This window comes from Sporosarcina sp. ANT_H38, assembly GCF_008369195.1.
Classification (GTDB): Bacteria; Bacillota; Bacilli; order Bacillales_A; family Planococcaceae; genus Sporosarcina.
On sequence record NZ_VOBC01000003.1, the window covers coordinates 297,612 to 318,005 of the forward strand.

At 37.5% G+C, this 20,394-nt stretch carries 19 protein-coding genes; 8 read left to right on the forward strand and 11 right to left on the reverse strand.

Features of this window, described 5'->3' with window-relative positions; translation table 11 throughout:
• Window positions 1–700: 700 nt before the first annotated feature.
• Complete coding sequence (locus FQ087_RS17005; RefSeq protein ID WP_149581779.1) at window positions 701–1,762, reverse strand: endonuclease/exonuclease/phosphatase family protein; 1,062 nt, start codon at window positions 1,760–1,762, stop codon at window positions 701–703.
• 113 nt (window positions 1,763–1,875) lie between these two features.
• Window positions 1,876–2,847 (reverse strand): alpha/beta hydrolase, encoded by a 972-nt coding sequence (locus FQ087_RS17010; RefSeq protein WP_149581780.1) that lies wholly within the window; start codon window positions 2,845–2,847, stop codon window positions 1,876–1,878.
• A gap of 383 nt (window positions 2,848–3,230) precedes the next feature.
• Between FQ087_RS17010 and FQ087_RS17015 the strand changes: the two genes are divergently transcribed.
• A complete protein-coding gene (locus FQ087_RS17015) occupies window positions 3,231–3,779 on the forward strand; it encodes an ECF transporter S component (RefSeq protein ID WP_149581966.1) in 549 nt (182 codons plus the stop codon).
• Window positions 3,780–3,973: 194 nt separating this feature from the next.
• Here the strand turns inward: FQ087_RS17015 and FQ087_RS17020 are convergent, their stop codons facing one another.
• Entirely contained in the window at window positions 3,974–4,663 is a 690-nt protein-coding gene (locus FQ087_RS17020) for a type 1 glutamine amidotransferase domain-containing protein (protein WP_149581781.1), read from the reverse strand.
• 75 nt (window positions 4,664–4,738) lie between these two features.
• Between FQ087_RS17020 and FQ087_RS17025 the strand changes: the two genes are divergently transcribed.
• Window positions 4,739–5,074, forward strand: a complete 336-nt coding sequence (locus FQ087_RS17025; protein WP_149581782.1) for a MerR family transcriptional regulator — start codon at window positions 4,739–4,741, stop codon at window positions 5,072–5,074.
• A 332-nt stretch (window positions 5,075–5,406) separates the two neighbouring features.
• Here the strand turns inward: FQ087_RS17025 and FQ087_RS17030 are convergent, their stop codons facing one another.
• The gene (locus FQ087_RS17030) at window positions 5,407–6,165 is read right to left on the reverse strand and encodes an SDR family oxidoreductase (RefSeq protein ID WP_149581783.1); all 759 of its coding nucleotides are present in this window, start codon (window positions 6,163–6,165) and stop codon (window positions 5,407–5,409) included.
• 198 nt (window positions 6,166–6,363) lie between these two features.
• Here FQ087_RS17030 and FQ087_RS17035 point away from each other — a divergent pair, with 198 nt between their 5' ends.
• The 3 genes from FQ087_RS17035 to ahpF all read left to right on the forward strand — a co-directional run bounded on the left by FQ087_RS17035 (window position 6,364) and on the right by ahpF (window position 9,654).
• Entirely contained in the window at window positions 6,364–6,948 is a 585-nt protein-coding gene (locus FQ087_RS17035) for a TetR/AcrR family transcriptional regulator (protein WP_149581784.1), read from the forward strand.
• A gap of 462 nt (window positions 6,949–7,410) precedes the next feature.
• Entirely contained in the window at window positions 7,411–7,980 is a 570-nt protein-coding gene (gene ahpC / locus FQ087_RS17040) for an alkyl hydroperoxide reductase subunit C (protein ID WP_149581785.1), read from the forward strand.
• Between the two features lie 144 nt (window positions 7,981–8,124).
• Window positions 8,125–9,654 carry an alkyl hydroperoxide reductase subunit F gene (gene ahpF, locus FQ087_RS17045; protein WP_149581786.1) on the forward strand — a complete coding sequence of 510 codons (1,530 nt, stop codon included), beginning with the start codon at window positions 8,125–8,127 and terminating at the stop codon, window positions 9,652–9,654.
• Window positions 9,655–10,044: 390 nt separating this feature from the next.
• On the opposite strand, the gene FQ087_RS17050 is transcribed toward ahpF, so the two are convergent.
• From FQ087_RS17050 to FQ087_RS17060, 3 genes are all read right to left on the reverse strand, one after another.
• Window positions 10,045–11,397, reverse strand: coding sequence for a 6-phospho-alpha-glucosidase (locus tag FQ087_RS17050; protein ID WP_149581787.1), 1,353 nt, complete (start codon window positions 11,395–11,397; stop codon window positions 10,045–10,047).
• A gap of 20 nt (window positions 11,398–11,417) precedes the next feature.
• Window positions 11,418–12,998, reverse strand: coding sequence for a PTS transporter subunit EIIC (locus tag FQ087_RS17055; protein ID WP_149581788.1), 1,581 nt, complete (start codon window positions 12,996–12,998; stop codon window positions 11,418–11,420).
• A 136-nt stretch (window positions 12,999–13,134) separates the two neighbouring features.
• Window positions 13,135–13,962: a PRD domain-containing protein gene (locus FQ087_RS17060; RefSeq protein ID WP_188006790.1), complete on the reverse strand. Its 828-nt coding sequence runs from the start codon at window positions 13,960–13,962 to the stop codon at window positions 13,135–13,137.
• Between the two features lie 440 nt (window positions 13,963–14,402).
• Here FQ087_RS17060 and FQ087_RS17065 point away from each other — a divergent pair, with 440 nt between their 5' ends.
• Window positions 14,403–14,894, forward strand: a complete 492-nt coding sequence (locus FQ087_RS17065) for a PTS sugar transporter subunit IIA (protein ID WP_188006791.1) — start codon at window positions 14,403–14,405, stop codon at window positions 14,892–14,894.
• 301 nt (window positions 14,895–15,195) lie between these two features.
• On the opposite strand, the gene FQ087_RS17070 is transcribed toward FQ087_RS17065, so the two are convergent.
• Window positions 15,196–16,392: a DUF4317 domain-containing protein gene (locus FQ087_RS17070; RefSeq protein WP_149581791.1), complete on the reverse strand. Its 1,197-nt coding sequence runs from the start codon at window positions 16,390–16,392 to the stop codon at window positions 15,196–15,198.
• Between the two features lie 264 nt (window positions 16,393–16,656).
• On the opposite strand from FQ087_RS17070, the gene FQ087_RS22525 reads away from it, so the two are divergent.
• Entirely contained in the window at window positions 16,657–16,824 is a 168-nt protein-coding gene (locus FQ087_RS22525; protein WP_188006792.1) for a hypothetical protein, read from the forward strand.
• Between the two features lie 159 nt (window positions 16,825–16,983).
• Here the strand turns inward: FQ087_RS22525 and FQ087_RS17075 are convergent, their stop codons facing one another.
• Complete coding sequence (locus FQ087_RS17075) at window positions 16,984–17,262, reverse strand: hypothetical protein (RefSeq protein WP_149581792.1); 279 nt, start codon at window positions 17,260–17,262, stop codon at window positions 16,984–16,986.
• Between the two features lie 229 nt (window positions 17,263–17,491).
• The gene (locus FQ087_RS17080) at window positions 17,492–18,109 is read right to left on the reverse strand and encodes an NUDIX hydrolase (protein ID WP_149581793.1); all 618 of its coding nucleotides are present in this window, start codon (window positions 18,107–18,109) and stop codon (window positions 17,492–17,494) included.
• Between the two features lie 23 nt (window positions 18,110–18,132).
• Here FQ087_RS17080 and FQ087_RS17085 point away from each other — a divergent pair, with 23 nt between their 5' ends.
• The gene (locus tag FQ087_RS17085) at window positions 18,133–18,450 is read left to right on the forward strand and encodes a hypothetical protein (RefSeq protein ID WP_149581794.1); all 318 of its coding nucleotides are present in this window, start codon (window positions 18,133–18,135) and stop codon (window positions 18,448–18,450) included.
• Window positions 18,451–18,631: 181 nt separating this feature from the next.
• Here FQ087_RS17085 and FQ087_RS17090 read toward each other — a convergent pair whose 3' ends face one another.
• Complete coding sequence (locus FQ087_RS17090) at window positions 18,632–20,368, reverse strand: HNH endonuclease (protein ID WP_149581795.1); 1,737 nt, start codon at window positions 20,366–20,368, stop codon at window positions 18,632–18,634.
• Window positions 20,369–20,394: the final 26 nt, after the last annotated feature.

Sequence of the window (20,394 nt, forward strand, 5' to 3'; positions counted from 1 at the left end):
TCTATGCTTATTTTAACACTTCTGTGGATCAACCGAAGTAACCAGTAAATAAATTGCTCATCCCGTCGCAACTCGTATAGTTTCGGTTTTGGATCGCTTGGATTGACTGACTTCTATTACGATTACCGTGATGTCTGGATGTATAGGGATGCGACTTTGTCGCATCCCTATACATCTTTTTCGGTAACCGTATGATTGTCCTTCATCCGTCGCGCTCCAAATTCATACGTACACAGAGTGCTGAAGCTTTTTGGGAAGAAAGAATAGCTGGCTTTTCTCTATGGTTTTTTTCTTATTTATTATAAAGAAGTGTCACTTTCTAATAGACAACACAAGCTTAAATGCATAATCTTTACTAAAAGTAAGCAAGGAGTAAATTGTACAAAGTACAAGAGTGCCCGAAATTATATCTTCGGGCACTTACAATTTCTATAGAAACTCAGCTATTCTTTTCTTCCAAAACAACCGCATTTTTCACTTGAACATTGGAGGAACGCGACAGGCAACTATTCACAACAGGATTACTGAAAAAAGTGTGGCTAGAAGTGACGGAGTCACTTCTAGCCACACTAGGACAGCCCAGTAAATCTGTCATGAATATTTCGCCGAGAGCGAGCCGGAAATGGACCAGTAAAAATAGAGTTTATCAAACCCTCCACACCAGTATTTTATGCAAATAAATGGTTAATCTACAGACGTATTATTTTAAAATAAAATTTCCTGTTACAGGATTATGATCACTGTTCTCGAAGCTCAGATCATGCCCCTTCACACTCACAATCTCGATATTCGGGGACACGAGAAAGCCATCAATGACTGCAAGGAAATTCACATCTTTCTCATAAGGTATATCTAGTGTTCTCACGCTTGGCGTAGTTGGATCATTGGCCCATTGAAAACCTTCAGCGCTAAAGCTATCCGGAAATGATTGCAGCCATTCCGGCCACTCCTGCTGGGATTTAAAGTTCTTCGGGTCTGTTCCTGGGAGCGAATGATTCCAGTCACCGCCAATCATGAGATAACTCCCCTTCTCAATCTCCTGGCTAATGTAGTTCTCTAGAAAATCCAGTTGTTGTTTGCGAATTTCCCCTCCCTTGTCAAAGGCCGACAAATGTAGATTAATAAGGACTAATTCCTTACCATTGTCTACTGGAAATCTACTTGCAATAAAAGCACGGTCTAGCTCCATTTGCTGCACAGGCCAGCTTTCCTTTCCAGGCAGATCGAATCGAGTATGTGATGTACTTTGAAACGTAGACAAGGTAAGTAATCCGCTATGTACCGAACCCATCGGATGCAAAACAGGAACGGGTACCCAAGGCACTTTATAGTTAAGCGCAAACGTTTGGCTGTATTCTGGTAGTAAGTTAGCTAGTTCATCGACTTCGTTGATGTGGTCGCTACGTGAGGAGTTTATATCGACCTCCTGCAGTACATAAAGATTTGATCGGGTTTCTTTGAGAATAGCAGCAATTGAAGATAGATTCTCTTTTGTTTGCAGTTTGCTGCTAGAACGAGACATTGTTCCACCATCCATGAAGAAATCCTGCCCCTGATCAAGCCCGGCATAACCAATATTGAAGGTAGTAGCTGTGAATGGTTCACCTTGCTTCAACTCGTTCCCCTTATTGTTGTCGGTATCGAGCTGAACTTGTACAGGAGGCTTGTAATCGACCACCGTAACATAGATAAGAAAAAGTGTACAAATAAGAACTGGAATAAGGGCAATCCAACCCACTATTTTTAAGGACCTCTTAATCATGATTTATACTAACCTCCTCATTTGTGCAACTACTCAGTATAATAGCACCGATTCTACAGAGAATGCACCCTAAATTGAGAAGGGTTGCTACAAATTTGAAGGTAATAAGGTACCTAATTTAAATCAATATAACGATTAAGAAATTGATCCATTGTCCTTTTATATTTGTCTTCGTCCAATGCAAATGATTCACCATGATTCGCATTCGGGACAAGCATAATTTCCGCATCACTTGACGTATGCTGATACAAATTCTCTGCCATCTTCGTTGGTACAAATGTATCGCTTTCCCCATGAATATACAGGATTGGGACATCCGTCTTCTTCACTGCATTCAGTACACTTGCTTCCCTGAATGAATAACCTGCTCTGATCTTCGTTAACACACTTGTGCTATCTAACAGTGGAAATGCCGGCAAGTGAAACATCCGATTCATTTGATACGCCAATAATTGATAGACAGATTCATAAGGACTGTCCGCTATAATAGCCTTGACCTGGTGAGGAATTTCGTCTTCCCCACTAGCCATCAAGACAGTCGCCGCCCCCATCGATAAACCATGGTAGGCCACTTTCGTATCAGGCCCAATCTTTTTCACCAATAAGTTAGTCCAATCAATCAAATCGAGCCGATCAGGCCAGCCGAATCCATAATAATCCCCCTCACTCTCTCCATGCCCCCGTGCATCAGGCATGAAAATGTTGTAATTCAAATCGCTATGATAATGCTGTCCAAATAGCCCCATCTGCTTCGCATTTCCTAAATAGCCATGATTTAAAATGACCAATTTATCTGTTGGCGTGGATGCGGGCAAATAGTAACCTGACAGTTTAAGTCCGTCGCGTGATGTTAAAGTAAGTCGTTCAAATTTTTGAGCAGCAACCCAATCTATCCAATTTCCATTTAAAAAAAGTTCCATTGTCTGATCTGACACTTCTAAATCTGTATTCTTCTGCAGGAACTCTTTCGGTCCCCGCTTGACTGCTAACTCATAAAAAAAGAAGCTCCCTATGATTTGGATCATCAAGAAAACAGCAACAAAAAGAACAAGTAGCCTCTTCCAATTGATTCGAATCTTACTCATTCCCCTTTACTATTCTGTCTTTTAGCGTTCATGATGCCTATGATTAGTATAGTAGAAAAACTTTGGATGATGGAAGAAATCCTCGATATTACACAAATTACCAACCACTTTTAAACTGCGCGAAGGATACTAGATACATATGTGTGGGTTTGAGTAATCATGAAAGTTTGCTGGATACCTATTTCGCAAACTGACCCCTTAACTTTATGCTAAATTGATACTTTTAGAAGTGCCAAAACTCTGATAAGGTTATCAACAAATATAAAAACTGATAAAAAGGGGAAAGGTCTATGCACACAACAAAAAGTGATACACACAAAAACTCACAAACTTTTGATTTGATTCAAAACGACAAAAAAACTGTGAACGAAAACATCATCTCCATGAACTCTACGAAAAGGAATTCAAACTCAAGTACTTTTGATTTAATTCAAACATCAATGTTAGTTGCACTTGTATTCGTTGCAACCCTCTTAATAAATATTAAACTACCTATATCACCAAACGGCGGTTTGGTTCATCTGGGGACAGGCATGCTATTTATAATATCCATCTTATTTGGTCCTAAAAAAGGAGCAATTGCCGGTGCTGTTGGTATGGGGTTATTTGATTTAATATCTGGTTGGACATTGTGGGCACCTTTTACGATTGTAGCTCGAGGCTTACAAGGATATATAGTTGGAAAAATCGCCTGGTCGAATGGCCGCCAAGGAAACAGCTTTACATTTAATCTACTAGCTACCATTAGTTCGATTCCCTTTATGTTAGGCATCTATTATATTTGTGAACGAGTTTTATTCGGTAGTTGGGTTATACCAGTGGCCTCAATTCCCGGGAACCTCATTCAGAATATTGTAGGTATCTGTGTAGCCATTCCGGTTTGTGTTGTACTAAAAAAAGTTCCCGTTTTAAATAGAAACTATAAAAAGTGACTCGGGCTTTAGATCAGAGTTATCTCATTTCTGCATAGAAGCATTGAACTGTACCAGGCACCTTTAATTGACCTTCTGCGAGAATTTTCACCAAACCGTGGTATTCAAGCGCCATCACAAAAAATAAAAAAACACTTCTTTGATCAATCAATGATCAAGGAAGTGCTTTTTTTTAGAGAAGCTCGAGTGTTATATTATCGTGCTGAATTTAATAATTTTAATACTTCTTTGGCAACTGCACCACCTGATGCTGGATTTTGTCCAGTGACAACGCGGTCATCTGCTACAGCGAACTCTGCCCAGTCTTCACCTTTCACATACTTGGCACCTCTGTTAACAATTTCATCTTCTGTTAAAAATGGAACTGTTGTATCTAATCCAAGTGCGATTTCTTCAGTATTGGCGAAGCCTGCAACCTTTTTATTAGCAATTAAATAGTTACCTGCCGCATTTTTAATATTTAATAAGCCAACAGAACCATGACAAACAGCAGAGACGATCCCGCCATTCTCATATATTTTACTAGCGATATTTTGTAATTTTTCATCATTCGGGTAATCCCACATTACACCGTGCCCACCTGTATAGTAGATCGCATCATAATCTTCAGGATTAACGTCATCTGCTGATAAAGTAGTACCTAGCTTATTTAAAAAGTCATTGTTTGAATAATATTGCCAATCTAATTCAGTCATTTGATCTTGTGACAAGCTATGTGGGTCAATCGATGTATAACCACCTTTAGGGCTAACATAATCTATTTTATATCCCTCTTTTTCCATCTTATCTACAAAGTGAACAGCTTCCCCTAACCATAATCCTGTTGCACGTTCCTGATTTGGATATTTAGATATATTAGTTACAACTACTAAAATGTTTTTCATTATACATTCTCCTTGTTTGTTTGATACTATGAACCTTAAAGGTTAAACCATACTTTAAGTCAAGGAGGATGTATTGTGTACTCTATTCAAGAAGCCAGCCTATTGTCTCAAATTCCTTCTAGTACCATTAGATATTATGAAAAAATAAATTTAATTCCTCCTATAAGAAGAAATAAACAAGAACATCGTACATTCGATGATAAAGACATTGAAATCCTTAATTTAATAAGATGTTTCCGACATCTAGGAATGTCGATTGAAGATATAAGAGCAAGCATTTCAAATATAAATTTAGAATATGAAGATATGAATACTAAAGCAATTTTATTTCAGCACAAGAAAAAATTAGAGGAGCAAATTGGTATTTTAAATTCTTACATCCATGAAATTGAACAAAAAATAATTATATAAAAATTGTAAAGGTGATTTCCTGTTTGAGCTGTCCCCTGTCAAGTAGACAGTGTGTATGTCTTATATCAAGTAACGGCCTTATGAAGCGGGTAACTACTCCCGCTTCTTTTTTTAATTACCTCACTTACTTATGATACGCTTCCCTACACCACAAATTAAGATATTGAGCTAGTGATCGGCGCCTGTAAAAGAAACAACGGAAAACAATTCATTACACTGAATAGGGTCTTGCATAGACACCTGAAATTTAGTTTCCATGTACCGCTACTAAAAAAAATACCTGAATCTGAAACAGTTTAAAACTGTTTCAGATCCAGGTACCTAATTTTTATTTAATAAGCGGTCCAGCCTGCATCTGCAGTAATAACTGTCCCATTAACAAAACTCGAATCCTCCGAAGCTAGGAACAGTGCTACTTTTGCAATGTCCCCTGCCTGGCCTATACGCGGGTTAATCGCAAGTCCTGGCTGAACTCGCCCCATACCGTATTGGCTGATACCTGTCATTGAAGAGCTGATATTCGTTTCGACTCCACCTGGAGCAATGGCATTACAACGAATGCCTTCCTTAGCGTACATAAAACCTGTGTTTTTTGTAAAGCCAATAACAGCATGCTTAGAAGCTGTATATGCCGCACCTGCACGAGAGCCATATAATCCGCCAGCGGAAGCTATATTAATAATTACACCTTGTTGTTTCGCCAAGAAGATCGGCAATACTTTACGTGTTGAACGCATAACACTTGTTGTGTTGATGGCAAAAATCCGCTCCCATTTGTCATCTTCAATTTCTCCTGCTGGTTCAAAATTATCCATAATCCCTGCATTATTCACCAATACATCAACCGTGCCATACGTGCTAACAGCTGTGCCAATTAGATTTTGAATGTCCTCTTCTTTCGCAACATTCGCAACGACAACAACGGCTTCCCCACCATTTGACTTGATTTCTTCGACTACCGCATTAGCAGACTCAGCGTTAATATCGGACACGACCACTTTTGCCCCTTCTTGTGCATAGAGCACAGCTATTGCTTTCCCCATACCAGAACCAGCTCCTGTTACCACTGCCACTTTGTCTTGTAGTTTCATATTATTACCTCCCATTTTATAGTAAATACGCTTTCGCAATAACGATAATGAACAGATGTTTAATATCTTTCAATTATAGTATAATCAATTCAACCTACTTTATTCAATCGGCAAATCACTATTCAATTGTTCATTAGTAAACAGTTTCATATACATGTGTTTATTTATTCCGAAAATATAAAGCGGAGGGTGAAAGCTATGACTGACCAAGCGATTAATGTGGATAGAAGAATTCGAAAATCCAAAGTCGCGATGAAAGAAGCACTCCTAACCTTAATGCAAACGAAAGATTTCAAGAAAATCTCTATAACCGATATTGTACAGCTTGCAGATCTGAATCGAGGAACATTTTATAAACACTTTCAATACAAAGAAGATCTGCTGGAGGAACTAATCGATGATGTGATGAAGGATTTAACTAAATCCTACTGGGCACCTTATGGGGATTTAAGAGATACAGTAGTTCTTGACTCTAGCCAATTAACTGCGTCAGCCATTAAAATATTCAAACATGTAGCCACCTACGCCAATTTCTACACCTTACTCGGAAATTCAAACATATTAACAGGCTTCCAAAACCGAATATGTGATGCATTAACACAACTGCTCTCTCAAGATTTATCCCGCACACCCTTACATCCAGACCTAAACGTCAATCTAATAGCCAGCTATCAGGCATATGCCATCTGGGGGATGATCGTCGAATGGATTAATAGTGGATTCCTTTATACATCCGACTATATGGCTGAACAACTACTGGGGATTGTTCAGCGTAACCATTAAATCTGTTAGAAACTGAAACATGAAAAAACAGTACCCGTTCACCATAAGTGTGACAGGTACTGTTTTTTGCCGACTTCTGTCCCCACCCCCTCCTCTATCAATTTTTTGTCATTCTTCCTGCATTTTATTATAGGAGGAACGAATATTTAAATAGTTAATATAATCTATAATTACTGAATAATTGAGAAGCATTTATATTAATTGAGAATTTAATAGCCCTCTTTAAAAGCATTGTGTATGCATCTCATATCTACAATGACTATTAAAAGCGCTTTTTAAGTGATTCAAGTTAGATAAAGTATTATTCTTGACAAAGATATATTTTTATATAATAATTATTATCGAATTAGAATTATTATTGTTAGCAATAACAAACGAATATACATGTATGTTTGTTTGTTATTGGTAAAGCCTAAACTAATAACAATATGATCTAAAAACATACTAGGAGGAGTTCATATAATGTCTCTAATCGGAAAAGAAATCCAAACTTTCAAAGCATCAGCTTACAATAGCGGTAACGGTGAGTTCATCGAGGTTACTGAAGAAAATCTAAAAGGTCAATGGAGTGTTGTTTGCTTCTATCCTGCAGACTTTACATTCGTTTGCCCTACTGAACTTGGAGATCTTCAAGACCAATATGCAACACTAAAAGAACTTGGCGTAGAAGTTTACTCTGTTTCTACGGATACGCACTTCACGCACAAAGCATGGCATGATCATTCAGAAGTAATTAGCAAACTTCAATACATTATGATCGGCGACCCTTCACAAACAATTTCTCGCAACTTCGACGTACTCGATGCGGAAGCAGGCCTAGCACAACGCGGTACATTCATCATTGACCCTGATGGTATCGTACAATCTTCTGAAATCAACGCAGACGGTATCGGCCGTGACGCAAGCGTACTTGTTGGTAAAATTAAAGCAGCACAATATGTTCGTAAGAACCCAGGTGAAGTTTGCCCTGCAAAATGGAAAGAAGGCGAAGCAACACTTAAGCCAAGCCTTGACCTTGTAGGTAAAATTTAATTTGAATCAGCGGGGAGTTCAAACTCCCCGCTAATTTTTTAAGCTTCGGCGGATGCTTCAGATTTTGAATTAAACGGAAGTCTTCAAAATCTGGTACATACACGCCGATGTGTATTTGACGAAGTACATACTAAGGAGTCGATCATTTTGTTAGATGCAACTATAAAAGCACAGCTCGCACAATATCTTGAAATGATGGAGAGCGATATTCTACTAAAAGTAAGCGCAGGATCTGATAAGATTTCCCGCGAAATGCTGGCATTAGTGGATGAACTAGCCACTATGTCATACAACATCAAAGTTGAACACACACAATTAGAAAGAACACCTAGCTTTAGTGTCAACCGTATCGGCGAAGATACTGGAATCAATTTTGCAGGTATTCCTCTTGGACATGAGTTTACGTCACTCGTGCTAGCTTTACTACAAGTAAGCGGTAGAGCCCCGAAAGTCGATCAGAAAGTCATTGACCAAGTCAAAAACATTAAAGATGCATACCATTTTGAATCGTATATTAGCCTAAGTTGTCAGAACTGCCCTGAGGTTGTACAAGCCTTGAACGTCATGAGCGTTCTGAACCCCAACATTACACATACCATGATCGATGGGGCAGCTTATAAAGAAGAGGTAGAAAGCAAAAACATCTTGGCAGTACCAACAGTATTTCTTAACGGAGAAACATTTGGTAGCGGTCGGATGACAGTAGAAGAAATTCTTGCGAAGTTAGGCAGTGCGCCAGATGCTTCCGAGTTTGCCGATAAAGAGCCTTTCGATGTACTTGTCATCGGGGGCGGACCTGCGGGGTCAAGTGCAGCAATCTATGCAGCACGTAAAGGCATCCGTACAGGTATCGTCGCTGAACGCTTTGGCGGTCAGATTCTTGACACAGCTTCCATCGAAAACTTTATCAGTGTCAAACACACTGAAGGCCCTAAGCTCGCAGCAAGCCTCGAGGAACACGTGAAAGAATATAACGTAGACGTCATGAATTTACAGCGTGCTAAACGCTTAGAAAAGAAAGACCTTATCGAGATTGAACTAGAAAATGGTGCTATTCTAAAAAGTAAAACCGTCATCCTTTCAACAGGTGCACGCTGGCGTAATATCGACGTCCCTGGCGAGGCGGAATTTAGAAACAAAGGGGTAGCCTACTGCCCACACTGTGATGGTCCATTATTCACAGGAAAACACGTAGCCGTTATCGGTGGCGGTAATTCCGGCGTTGAAGCAGCAATTGACCTCGCAGGCATTGTAAAACATGTAACTGTTCTTGAATATTCATCCGAGCTAAAAGCCGATTCTGTACTGCAAGATCGCCTTTACAGCCTACCGAATGTAACTGTACTGAAGAGCGTGCAAACAAAAGAAATTACCGGCACAGACAACGTAAAAGGGATTACGTATATGGAACTAGACTCTGAAACAGAACAACATATCGAACTATCCGGTGTATTTATCCAAATCGGACTCGTACCGAGTACGGATTGGTTAGGCGATACAGTGGAACGCAATCGCGCTGGTGAGATTGTAATCGATAACCGCGGAGCAACAAACATCCCAGGCGTATTTGCTGCAGGCGACTGCACGACAAATCCATATAAACAAATCATTATTTCTATGGGATCAGGCGCTACAGCCGCTCTAGGTGCTTTCGATTATCTCGTTCGGAACTAATGCATGAATATGCGTAACTTCTTCGTTATTGTATGGCTTGCATCAACTACTACCTACTAATTTGAAAGTCCCTGTACTATCTGACTGATAGTACAGGGACTTTCTTTGTAATGAAGTATAATATCTTCAATATAATCATCAAGAAACGCTTACATACGATGAGGTTCATCTGGTTGTCCAGCGTAGACCCAATCATCAAGTCTATTGAGTGTGGTCAGTTGTGAAATAAAATCAGGTGCTTTATCTACTTTCATTGATTAGTTGCTTCAAAAAATAGGATAGAAAAAGTGGTCCTAATCATCAAATTTCAATGATTAGGACCACTTAAGTTATTTTAAACTAGTTATGCCACTGTTAATAACCAGTATACGGAATACCCATCCGCTCTATTTACTTCAATTCAGGCCAATAGCCTTTATTGGCAATAATCATGTCATCCAAGATTTGTTTCGCCACGCGAGCACTTGGAATTGTTTTACTGAGTGTGAAAGCTTGTAATATTTTTTCATAACTTCCTTCAATAGCACCTTCAACAATAAGTTTCTCACTGTTTACCTGCTGCATCATTAGCCCTTGTTGGAACAAAGGAATATTATCCTTAGCAATCACTTCAGGTCCATTTTTCCCAATGTATGCAGGTACTTCTACCATTGCATCATATGGCATGTTAGGAATTGCCCCTTTATTCTCAACAATGACTAAGAAGCGTTGACGCGTGTCATTTTTAAGCGCAATGGTCAAGTCGCTAATCCAATCTCCGTGTGCACCAGCATAAAATGCTTTTCCATCAATTTCACCCGTTTTCAAGAAATGTTCTACACCATCAAACAAATCTTTTTCACGTGTATCCATAACCTCATTTGCGCGCGTGCGATCTGGATTAGAAACTTCTACCGATTCCTTACCCAAAAGATAATAATTTAAATACGTATTTGGTAAAAAGTCAGGGAAGTATTCTGTCATTTCGTACATTGCTTCCCACACATGAACCCAAGCGCTTACTGCATGGCGATTATTAGCTTTCTTATGTTCATTTATTTTTCCAATATGTGATTCCGGCAATAAAATTTTGTGTTTCTTCATATAAGCCTTCACATCTGGCAGAATATCGCGGCCATTATGCGTCATACTTGTGAACCAGCCAAAATGATTTAATCCAAAATAGTCATATTCAATTTCCGAGTAGTTAGCGATTTTTAGTGACTCTGCAATGATATCTACAATTGCGATTGGCATATCACAAATATTAATGACCCGTGCATTTGGACGAAGCTTTCTGCATGCTTCGGCTACTATTGCAGCAGGGTTAGAATAGTTCAAAATCCAGTGATCTTTTTCAGCATATTTTTCTGCATCGTCAATTACTTTTAACATCGGGAATATCGTCCGCAATCCATAGGCAAATCCTCCACTACCACATGTTTCTTGCCCTACACATCCATATTTAAGTGGGATTTTTTCGTCTTGCTCGCGCATTGCATATTTTCCAACACGAATTTGTGCAAAGACGAAACTTGCATCTGAGTACGCTTCTTTTTCATCTGTAGTGACGGTTAGCTTAATATTAGTTTTTAGTTCCTCTTTTAAGATCCAATCAACAACAACAGCTACTTTATCTTGACGTTCTTTATCAATATCAAAAAGACGGATTTCACTAACCTCTAATTCCTTTTGACGCAACGCAATTGACTTCACGATTCCAGGAGTAAATGTGCTTCCTCCACCAGCGATTGTTATAATCATCAATAAACACCTTCTCTTTTCTATTTATTATTTTCTAAATATGTTTGAACTGCATTACGAATTTCGGGAACCCCTAAACCATAGATGATCTGTATATCATTGTTCTTCTTCACAATCCCGCTATTGGGATAGCCATTGAGAAGATCGTCGTTAATCTGTTCTACATCTTTTACACTCACACGTAATCGAGTAAAACAATTATCAACTTCGATAATATTATCTTTTCCACCTAGTCCGTTCACTATGTTTTCCGCATCTATACCTTCACTTACTGCTTCTTGCGATTTTTTCACTTCTGATGACGGCTTTATAATTTGAACTGCATTCGCATCAACTTCACGACCAGGAGTCTTCAAATTTAGCTTTTTAATAATAAAGCTAAATAGGACAAAATAAACGACGATTTGAAGTGCACCTAATAAAAAGTATATTGGATAGTTTGTTTTCTCTACACCTAATACAACATTCATAATGACGGAGTTCAACAAACCTCCACTCATAGCTGTAACGCCAAACAACTTGAGTAAAACGATAAATACCCCAGCTAGTATGGAATGAACAAGGTATAGTAATGGCGAAACAAAAACAAACAAAAAGTCTAATGGTTCCGTAATGGAAGCGACCGATGCAGTAATCATCAACGGAACAATTAATGTGATTGTTCTTGCTCTGTTTTGCTTAAACGCAGTATAGATGAATGCCAAACCAATACCGATATAAGCGAACATTTTTGTGAATCCCATTGCCATCATGTAATAAATGGAATCGGTGAAAGGCAGGGAAGCATCTTTTAATTCTGCCATTACAATTGCGTATGCTCCAGAGTAGGTTTGTCCATTTATCGTTTGGACGCCACCAACCTCCGTAAATAAGAACGGTGTATAGACTAAATGATGCAATCCAGTTGGAACTAAAAGCCTATCCAAGAATCCAAATAAAAACAAACCAAATTCATTTGTTCTGGAAATAACCCCCGTCAACCCATTAATTCCGTTTTGCAAATACGGCCACGTCCAAATGGCAACCCAACCCATAAACAGGGAAACAAAAATCATTACAAAAAAGGAGAACCTGACGCCAGACAACATTTGGAACATCGGATTTTTTATTTGCACGTGATTCGTCCTGTTGAAGATATACCCTACAACACAACCTAGGATTATCCCGCTAAACACGCCCATATCTAATACTTGGAATCCCAATACCTCTGCTTGACCGGTTCCGGAAAGGCCAGTAAATTCATTTGGTGTGATAATCATTTTAAACGTATTCAAACTAACATTATTGGCTGTTAAAAATACTAAATAGGAAAGTAAACCAATTACCGCTGCACTATGCTTTTCTTTTTTGGCGAACGCTGCAGATAACCCAACGACAAACAATATCCCTAAATTATTAATAATCGTCATGACAGCTTGATAGATGAGATTACCTACAAGTTGAATGGGTCCCCACTGTAAAAAAGGTAATACGCCTAGCAACGTTTGGTTCGTCAATAGTACCCCGATAATCATAATCATACCGACGACACCGACGTACATGATTGGCTGTACCATCGTTTTAGAGAATTGCTCTAATAAAGACATAATCTTTTTCTTCATTACCAACTTCCTTTCTAATTTTGTGAAAAAAAAAGACCCAAAGCATGTTGCAAACTACCAACGGATAAAAAGTAATTATCCTTGAATGATAGTTCAACATACTCCAGGTCTTGCCGGTCAACTGACCGTAACAATCCTATCGAATAATCTTAAGTAGATGAATCATTAAATATACTTGTTCTGCTATCGAAAGCTGATAGAAAAAATCTTTTTCAACAAAAGCATTTATTTCATCAAGACATCTTTTAATACTCGAATCTTTCTGAATTAACAATTCATACATGTCTTCACTTTCTTGAAAACTCACTGTTTCTTTGGTGAAGATGCGTTGTGCCAGAAACTTTAAATGCATGAGCAGTCGATTGGCATCCAATGTATCTGCCTTTAAATCAATATTATAAATATCATATATAATGTCCAAAATACCTTTGCTCAGCTTTAAAATATTTGTTGTATTATCGCTACCCACATTCAATCCTGCGTTCATGATATGAATAGCAATGTATCCTGCTTCATCCATTTCTAACTGAATACCAGTTCTTTGGTGTATTATGTCTAATCCCCATAAGCCTATTGAAAATTCTTTAGGATAGAGAACCTTTATTTCATTTAACATCAAGTTGGGTAAATTAATATTTTGTTTATACCGCTCAACTGCAAAGCTAATGTGATCTGTAAGTGATATGACTACCATATTGCTGAGCTGGATATCTAGCTTTTCTTTTGCTTCGTCCGCAATCTCCTGAGAAATTTGAAAGTATTCAACGGGAGTATCTCCCATAAGTTTGTGAAATGTTGCTTTTTCTTCATCTTGAATGACAAAGAGCTTCTCAACCTTATTGGTATCAACTAAATCTCCTGGCTTTTTACGAAATCCAATACCTGAACCCTGAGCAATTGCTTCTTTATTTTCATCGGTGATTGTGGCCACAACATTATTATTAAAAACCCTATAGATTTTCATTTTTATACCTCCAATAAAAAAAGACCTAGATATTACGATACCTGCCGCGCGCATATACACACGTATCGTAAAAGCTTTAGGTCTTGCCTGCTCTAGCAGTAACAATCCAAATATTATGTTTAAATCATACTCAATATTAAATACCCTGTCAACGCTTCCATAAAAAAATTTATAAATGCAAAATCTTAGATCCTGTAGCAAGGGTTGGATGATATGGTTTCGATTCATCTTTTATGTCTTCGAAACTTAGAAGAATAACTTTTTCATAAGAAAATAGTTAAATCAGCAATCGCACGAAAAGGATTTTTGCCAACATAATTGACAAATTGAATTTCCACACTTACAATAATTTTGACAATGTTACTGTTCAATCAGGCATGAGTTTTGCTGTTTTAATGCAGCGATTACTCATGCCTTTTTATAATAAAGGAGAGATTCTAATGTTGGATTTTTTTACAAAGAACAAATCAAAAAAAGCATCACACTTAACGTTGCACGCCATTTCACAAGGCAACTTGATTCCCTTGGAGCAAGTGAATGATCCTGTTTTTTCTCAAAAAATGATGGGCGATGGAATCGCAATTGAAGTAGAAGACAGTCAAATCCGTTCACCAATTGACGGCACGCTTATAATGTTTGCCCAAACAAACCATGCATTCGGGATACGCACATCTGATGGAGTCGAAGTACTCGTTCATGTTGGTCTAGATACTGTCGGCTTAAAAGGAGAAGGCTTCCAACCGAAAGTAGCCGTAGATTCACAAGTAAAGCAGGGAGACGTCGTGCTTGAAATTGATATTCCATTTATTCAAAGTAAGAATATTGATCTCATCACACCTATAATTGTATCCAATCCGCAACAATATACTATCGAGCACACTTCGGCCAAGGAGAAGGTACATGTTCAAGATGCAATTCTGTATTTAAGATGAATATAGGGGCAGGCATCAAACGAATAAGAGGATTTAACGAGATGGAGCAGGTGCCTGGTTCTCAAACAATTTTTAGTTGTTGAGAACTATAATAACCTCCATTTTCACCGGACTATTTCCGTTTCGCTCTCGGCAAAAGAGTCATGACAGGTTTAAGGTGGAATTGCAATTCACCCCTAAACCCTAAGGGACAAGTGTGGCTAATAAAAACAACATGCAAAGGATTTCCTCTGCATGTTGTTTTTTAATGTAAAGTGCCAATATATATAGTGGTTCTAAGTTTAATGAGAACCTGGTGATCTCACTCCTGCTCCAACAGTTCTTCCGGAATCAGCTTAAATCCGTCAATCATCGTGTCTTCTTCCACTTCGATCAATATACAGCGTTTGCCATTGTAATTGACCTGTCTGACATATTTCAAATCTTGTGGACTGATAGCGATATTCGCTACTTTCGTGCTGATTTTGATGGACTTAGATGTGTAACTTGGAACGATATGGCTTGCTTTCATTTCATACGTTTCATCATCGATCACCTTTTGGAAGGCCATCTCCACTTTTTCCGCATCCACATCTTGCACGCCACACGCCTTCAGCACGCGTTCCATCTCTTTCGTATCTAAGGTAGGGATGCTTTCTTCTTCCTTATCCTCGTCTTCCACATCCATCATACGATTGATTTCTTCATATACGCTGGCGAGAGTTTGCGCATTCACCTCATCACCAATCACTTCTTTTACAATCTCTTCAAAGACGGCTTTATCATCCTCGGCAGTCATGATCTCTTCGCCGTCTAACACATTCTCTATGAAATGGATATCCGGCTTATTCGCTTTACCTGCAGCATAGAGGATGTGATTGACATCTGCCGCGCTGTCCGTGAAGCAGGGAAACAAAAATCCACCAATTGGAGAAGCAAGATTAATGATGGGATCAGCTATCATACTCGACTTAAATTCCCTCTCGATAAAATCAAACACGAGTGAACGTTTCGGCAGTTCGGTCTGATTCATGCTACAGAGGATAAAAGGGTTCGTATAAACCTCATCACGGACATTCACTTCGGATTCATCTTGATTTCGTTTTGTCGGTTTAAAATAGTTTCCACGAATGAACGTGACGACCAAGTCCTTTTCATATTGAACGTCTTGTACCATCTTCCCGGTAATGCGTTGCATGTCTGCTTTCCATTCTTCAACATCGTCTGTATGAAGTCCCTCAAATAAAAGACGCTGCGTATGGTCCGTTTGCTCCTCCAATTGACGCTGAAACTTCACTTCAAACAGCTTCATATCTAGTTTTCCACCTAAAACCTTTTTAAAGTTAGTGAGGAATAATTCCTGTTCCTCCCGATCTAATAAGGAAAACGGCTGGCTCTCCTCATGAAAGATATCACTACTCTCCTGTTTAATATAAACTTTATAAATATCAGTGATTGTCAGTAAATCAGTATCCAATTTAAATTGCTTGCGAATCGCAGCAATGTCCTTTTTATTCATCTCAAATTCCAACCCCTCGACTAGTATAATCTGTCATTTCGAATCTAAAACTCATGTTATAAATGTAAAAAGAGCGTCAAAGCTTTGATTCTACATTTGACACTCCCTTATTATAACAATGTTTTTGATGATGGTAGGACCACAATCAACTTCGAATGATACGCGACCTCTTCCAAGTCGCTATGGCGGTAGATTTCCCATTAAAGCGGAGTTAACCTACAATGAAGGAAATACAGCGAAAAACTTAAGGAAGGAGGGATTCATATGATGTGCGGATCAAAATGCTTCCTTGTGGAAATGAAACTAAACGGAACAAAGCAAATCAAACAAGTCACAGCGAGAACCCCTGTCGGTGCAAGGAAAGTAATTAGAGGAGAATACGGAGCTAACACTGAGATAATGTCGGTGAAAGAAGAGAAGCGGAATCATTAATTTAGCCGGTTCATATAGCAAGTTGGTATTTTCCCACAATCACTTAGTTGGCACTTCGGCATATTTTCAAACATCTCTCCTTTGATTATTAATAAATGGCAGATAGAAATACAATAACCCCCATGAGCTTTCGAAGCTCGCGGGGGTTATTGCCTCCTATTACTGCTCTTCCACAATCCCTTGTACATCGCTCAATTGCTGCTTCATCAATTCCAACTGCTCTTTGTTTTGCTGGACTGAATTCGCTTGCTCATTATGTTGTTCTGCATGTAAGAATGCCTTTTCTGCACGAGATATCGAATTGAAAGCATGCTCAACTGCTATCTCTTCTGGATGTGACATTGCTTGCTTCACCGCACGATCTGCCTTTTGAACAGAGTTGCTTAAAAAAGTGTTTGGATTATCCTTTTTCCAACTTGTGTCTGAATCCTTACCCATTTATACCTCTTCCCTTCCTACAAACAAGATAAGTTACGGCGAGCTTAGTATTGTATAATATCCTGAAAGTATGCGCGGTTGGGGCTAATAAATACGATTACATGCAATTTATAAATGAATGAATTTCCACGACAGACTCATACTCATCATGCGATTACATTGAAAAGGCTCTCCCTATTAGTAGTAAGTGAGGTTATTTCAACTCAATAGTAAAAATTATAAACATCGCTTATTTTATTATTCCTATAAAATGTTTCAAAATCCTAGCTGTCAAACCCCAAATTGTATACTTTTCATAATCAAAAAACCATTCTTCCGTTGTACGGGATCTCCATTGATACTGAGCACCATTCATTATTTTTTCATAAGGAAAGTTTGGCGAAGGCACTGGTTCAACGGATACTACATGCATATAAGGCTCATAATTCAATAGCCATTTAACGGGGATTGTAAATACCTCTTCAACTTCTTCTTTATTATACGAATGAATAATTTGATTGTAATCAATGGTTGCTACAAATGGATAGATAACAAAAGAAGAGGACGCAATATAAGGGCTTAATTCGCCTACAATAGTAACCGTATTAGGGTCGACACCTAATTCTTCATGTGTTTCTCGTAAAGCAGCTGCCACTGGGGATGGGTCTGTGGAGTCGATTCGACCACCAGGAAAACTAATATCACCTGGCTGTTTTCTCATGGTAAATGAACGTACTTCAAAAAGGATATGCCATTCTTCATCCACTTGAACAAGTGGTATTAAAACCGCTGAACGAAAAGCTGTCTCCTCCCCTATAAACAGGGACTGATTTTCATTTAACTGGTTTTTTAGTTTATCTAGGAACATGAAATCCCCCTCACCTTTGTAGGTTGTATTCTTTCTATCGTATCACTAGTGATCTGGCACCTGAAATTATTAAGGAAATAGAATTCGGATTCGATGCTCACGTCATTTCCGATGATGTTGCATTCACACCTAAGCATAATAAAGTCAACCAAAAAAATAAATCCATAGCATTCGATCACTCCACAATGTACTACTTTAATAAAAAAGGAGTGTTCAAATATAGTCTGCTGGATCAGAAAACAAGCAAACTTTCGAACGTCCTTGCCAAAGATGTGCATATCACTGCAACCCATTTCGAAGTGATAGATAAAAAAGGAAAGAAGTATTCACTTAAAAAGTAAAGCGTTGTTAATAAAAACAACTCTGAATTGTTTTAGAACCAAGCACCTAATTTTTCACCTAAGCTTTTATTTAAATTAATGTCCTTTCAGTATTAGTATTTTTCTCAAATAGGGAAACCTCGCTTACTTATGATACGGTTCCCCGTAATGTAGCTATATGTGGTTATTTTCTTAGTTTTTTTTATATTGTTCTAGCCTTTTCTCTATACATAAGCTTTAGAAACTTATTTAATCTTTCTTTGATTTCATCAATATCTGTTTGAGTAAGTTTATTATTACAATCTCTTATAATAACTACCATACATCTAAAAACCAAATCCACTGAAAACATTGAAACTAAGTTTTCATCATATTCATCATCATTGATTAAACCGTTTAATTTCTTAATCAATAAATCCGTATTTACAGCATTCACTAATTTCAATTTATCTTTAATATAATTAACTTCATGTATAGTTAGTTTTGATTTTAATAGAATATCTCTTAGACATTTATATAGCATGATAATGTCATTTTTATAAAGTGCAAGACGAGGTAATCCTGTAAAGAATTCTTGTAATTCTATTAATATATCTAATAATTTATTCTCGTCTATAAAATCTTTTAAAAATACGTATTTGTTTATATCAAAGTTATTTTTAAAACTTTCAAAAGATAATTTTCGTCGAAATAAGTTTTGTTCACTATTTTGCTTATCAAAAATAGCTTGAGGTATTAACTGCTCAATTATCCAATCATATGTAAAGGACGGACTCCAATATTTAGTTTTCCCGAAATCATCAATCCTTTTACTCCAAAAAAACTCATCAGTCCATACAAGAGAAACATATTCTTCAGTAGTAGATATGATACTTGTCTCTTCTATACGAGGCAAAATAAAGGACTTAAAATCTCCAGTCATTTTATCATAGACTTTTATCATATTTCCGCTTGATTCAAAGATATGCCATTTCGAATCCCCTTTTTCATAATCAAACTTCCTGCAAAACTCAATAATCTCAAACCATAAGCTTTTATTTATCTCACATAGTTTTAACTCATGTCTTAAATTATTTACTTTATCGAATTTGTTCCAACTAAATTTAAAATATATCTCTAAGTATTTCTTAATATATATCTCGTGAAAATCATCAATAATCTCTAACAACTGAATTACTCCATCTTCTTCCAACGGCATCCTAACATTACCCAAATCCACAAAATACGTATTCGCTTCCTCTTCTTTAAGCGAAAGCAAAAAACTTCTTAAATTATCTTTCAAATTCGTTTCCGCACCATCAAAAAGTTTTGTCATAATTTGTTCATGACTTAATGAAATCATACAATCTCTTAAACGAAGATTCTTAAAAGTAATTAAACAGCTGCCTTTTAAATCTGGATAAGAAGGTAGATACCCTCTTAATTGAACTTTAGATTTGCTATTATAATAACTATTAGAAGACGTTCGTTTTTCTTCAACAAAAGGCATTTCTTTTGATACAGAATCATAAACATCTTCTAACTCACTAACCGTTACATTATCTTCCAAAATAGCAATTAATTTCGCTATAGTTCTATCATTATTATTTTTCTTTTTCAGTAATTCTATTCGTTTTATTATTTTAGAAACTTTCTTAGACGTACCATCATGTATGCAATGGCCTAAAAATTTTATGGGATAAAGATTCTTGTTTTTAACTTGATTAACATTAGGATTACATGGTACAAGATTATATAAACTATTTACATTAAAGTCTTCTGGAAGTCCTAAATTATCAATAACTTCTTTTAGTTCTTGTTCGTTTATTGACTCCGGAATTATATGGTCTATGTGCATTTCTTTGAATCTTACCGGAAATCCTTCATAAAAACATTTTCCCTCATATTCTAAAAATAATGCTGCTCTAACTAAATTGTCTTTTTTACTGTAAGACTCCACTTAATTCTCCTCCGTAGTAACTAATA

Excerpts from the sequence above, each read along its gene's own strand:
- FQ087_RS17005 (WP_149581779.1), bottom strand. The coding sequence starts at position 1,762 with ATGATTAAGAGGTCCTTAAAAATAGTGGGTTGGATTGCCCTTATTCCA.
- FQ087_RS17010 (WP_149581780.1), bottom strand. The coding sequence starts at position 2,847 with ATGAGTAAGATTCGAATCAATTGGAAGAGGCTACTTGTTCTTTTTGTT.
- FQ087_RS17015 (WP_149581966.1), top strand. The coding sequence starts at position 3,231 with ATGAACTCTACGAAAAGGAATTCAAACTCAAGTACTTTTGATTTAATT.
- FQ087_RS17020 (WP_149581781.1), bottom strand. The coding sequence starts at position 4,663 with ATGAAAAACATTTTAGTAGTTGTAACTAATATATCTAAATATCCAAAT.
- FQ087_RS17030 (WP_149581783.1), bottom strand. The coding sequence starts at position 6,165 with ATGAAACTACAAGACAAAGTGGCAGTGGTAACAGGAGCTGGTTCTGGT.
- FQ087_RS17035 (WP_149581784.1), top strand. The coding sequence starts at position 6,364 with ATGACTGACCAAGCGATTAATGTGGATAGAAGAATTCGAAAATCCAAA.
- ahpC (WP_149581785.1), top strand. The coding sequence starts at position 7,411 with ATGTCTCTAATCGGAAAAGAAATCCAAACTTTCAAAGCATCAGCTTAC.
- FQ087_RS17050 (WP_149581787.1), bottom strand. The coding sequence starts at position 11,397 with ATGATTATAACAATCGCTGGTGGAGGAAGCACATTTACTCCTGGAATC.
- FQ087_RS17055 (WP_149581788.1), bottom strand. The coding sequence starts at position 12,998 with ATGAAGAAAAAGATTATGTCTTTATTAGAGCAATTCTCTAAAACGATG.
- FQ087_RS17060 (WP_188006790.1), bottom strand. The coding sequence starts at position 13,962 with ATGAAAATCTATAGGGTTTTTAATAATAATGTTGTGGCCACAATCACC.
- FQ087_RS17065 (WP_188006791.1), top strand. The coding sequence starts at position 14,403 with ATGTTGGATTTTTTTACAAAGAACAAATCAAAAAAAGCATCACACTTA.
- FQ087_RS17070 (WP_149581791.1), bottom strand. The coding sequence starts at position 16,392 with ATGAATAAAAAGGACATTGCTGCGATTCGCAAGCAATTTAAATTGGAT.
- FQ087_RS22525 (WP_188006792.1), top strand. The coding sequence starts at position 16,657 with ATGATGTGCGGATCAAAATGCTTCCTTGTGGAAATGAAACTAAACGGA.
- FQ087_RS17075 (WP_149581792.1), bottom strand. The coding sequence starts at position 17,262 with ATGGGTAAGGATTCAGACACAAGTTGGAAAAAGGATAATCCAAACACT.
- FQ087_RS17080 (WP_149581793.1), bottom strand. The coding sequence starts at position 18,109 with ATGTTCCTAGATAAACTAAAAAACCAGTTAAATGAAAATCAGTCCCTG.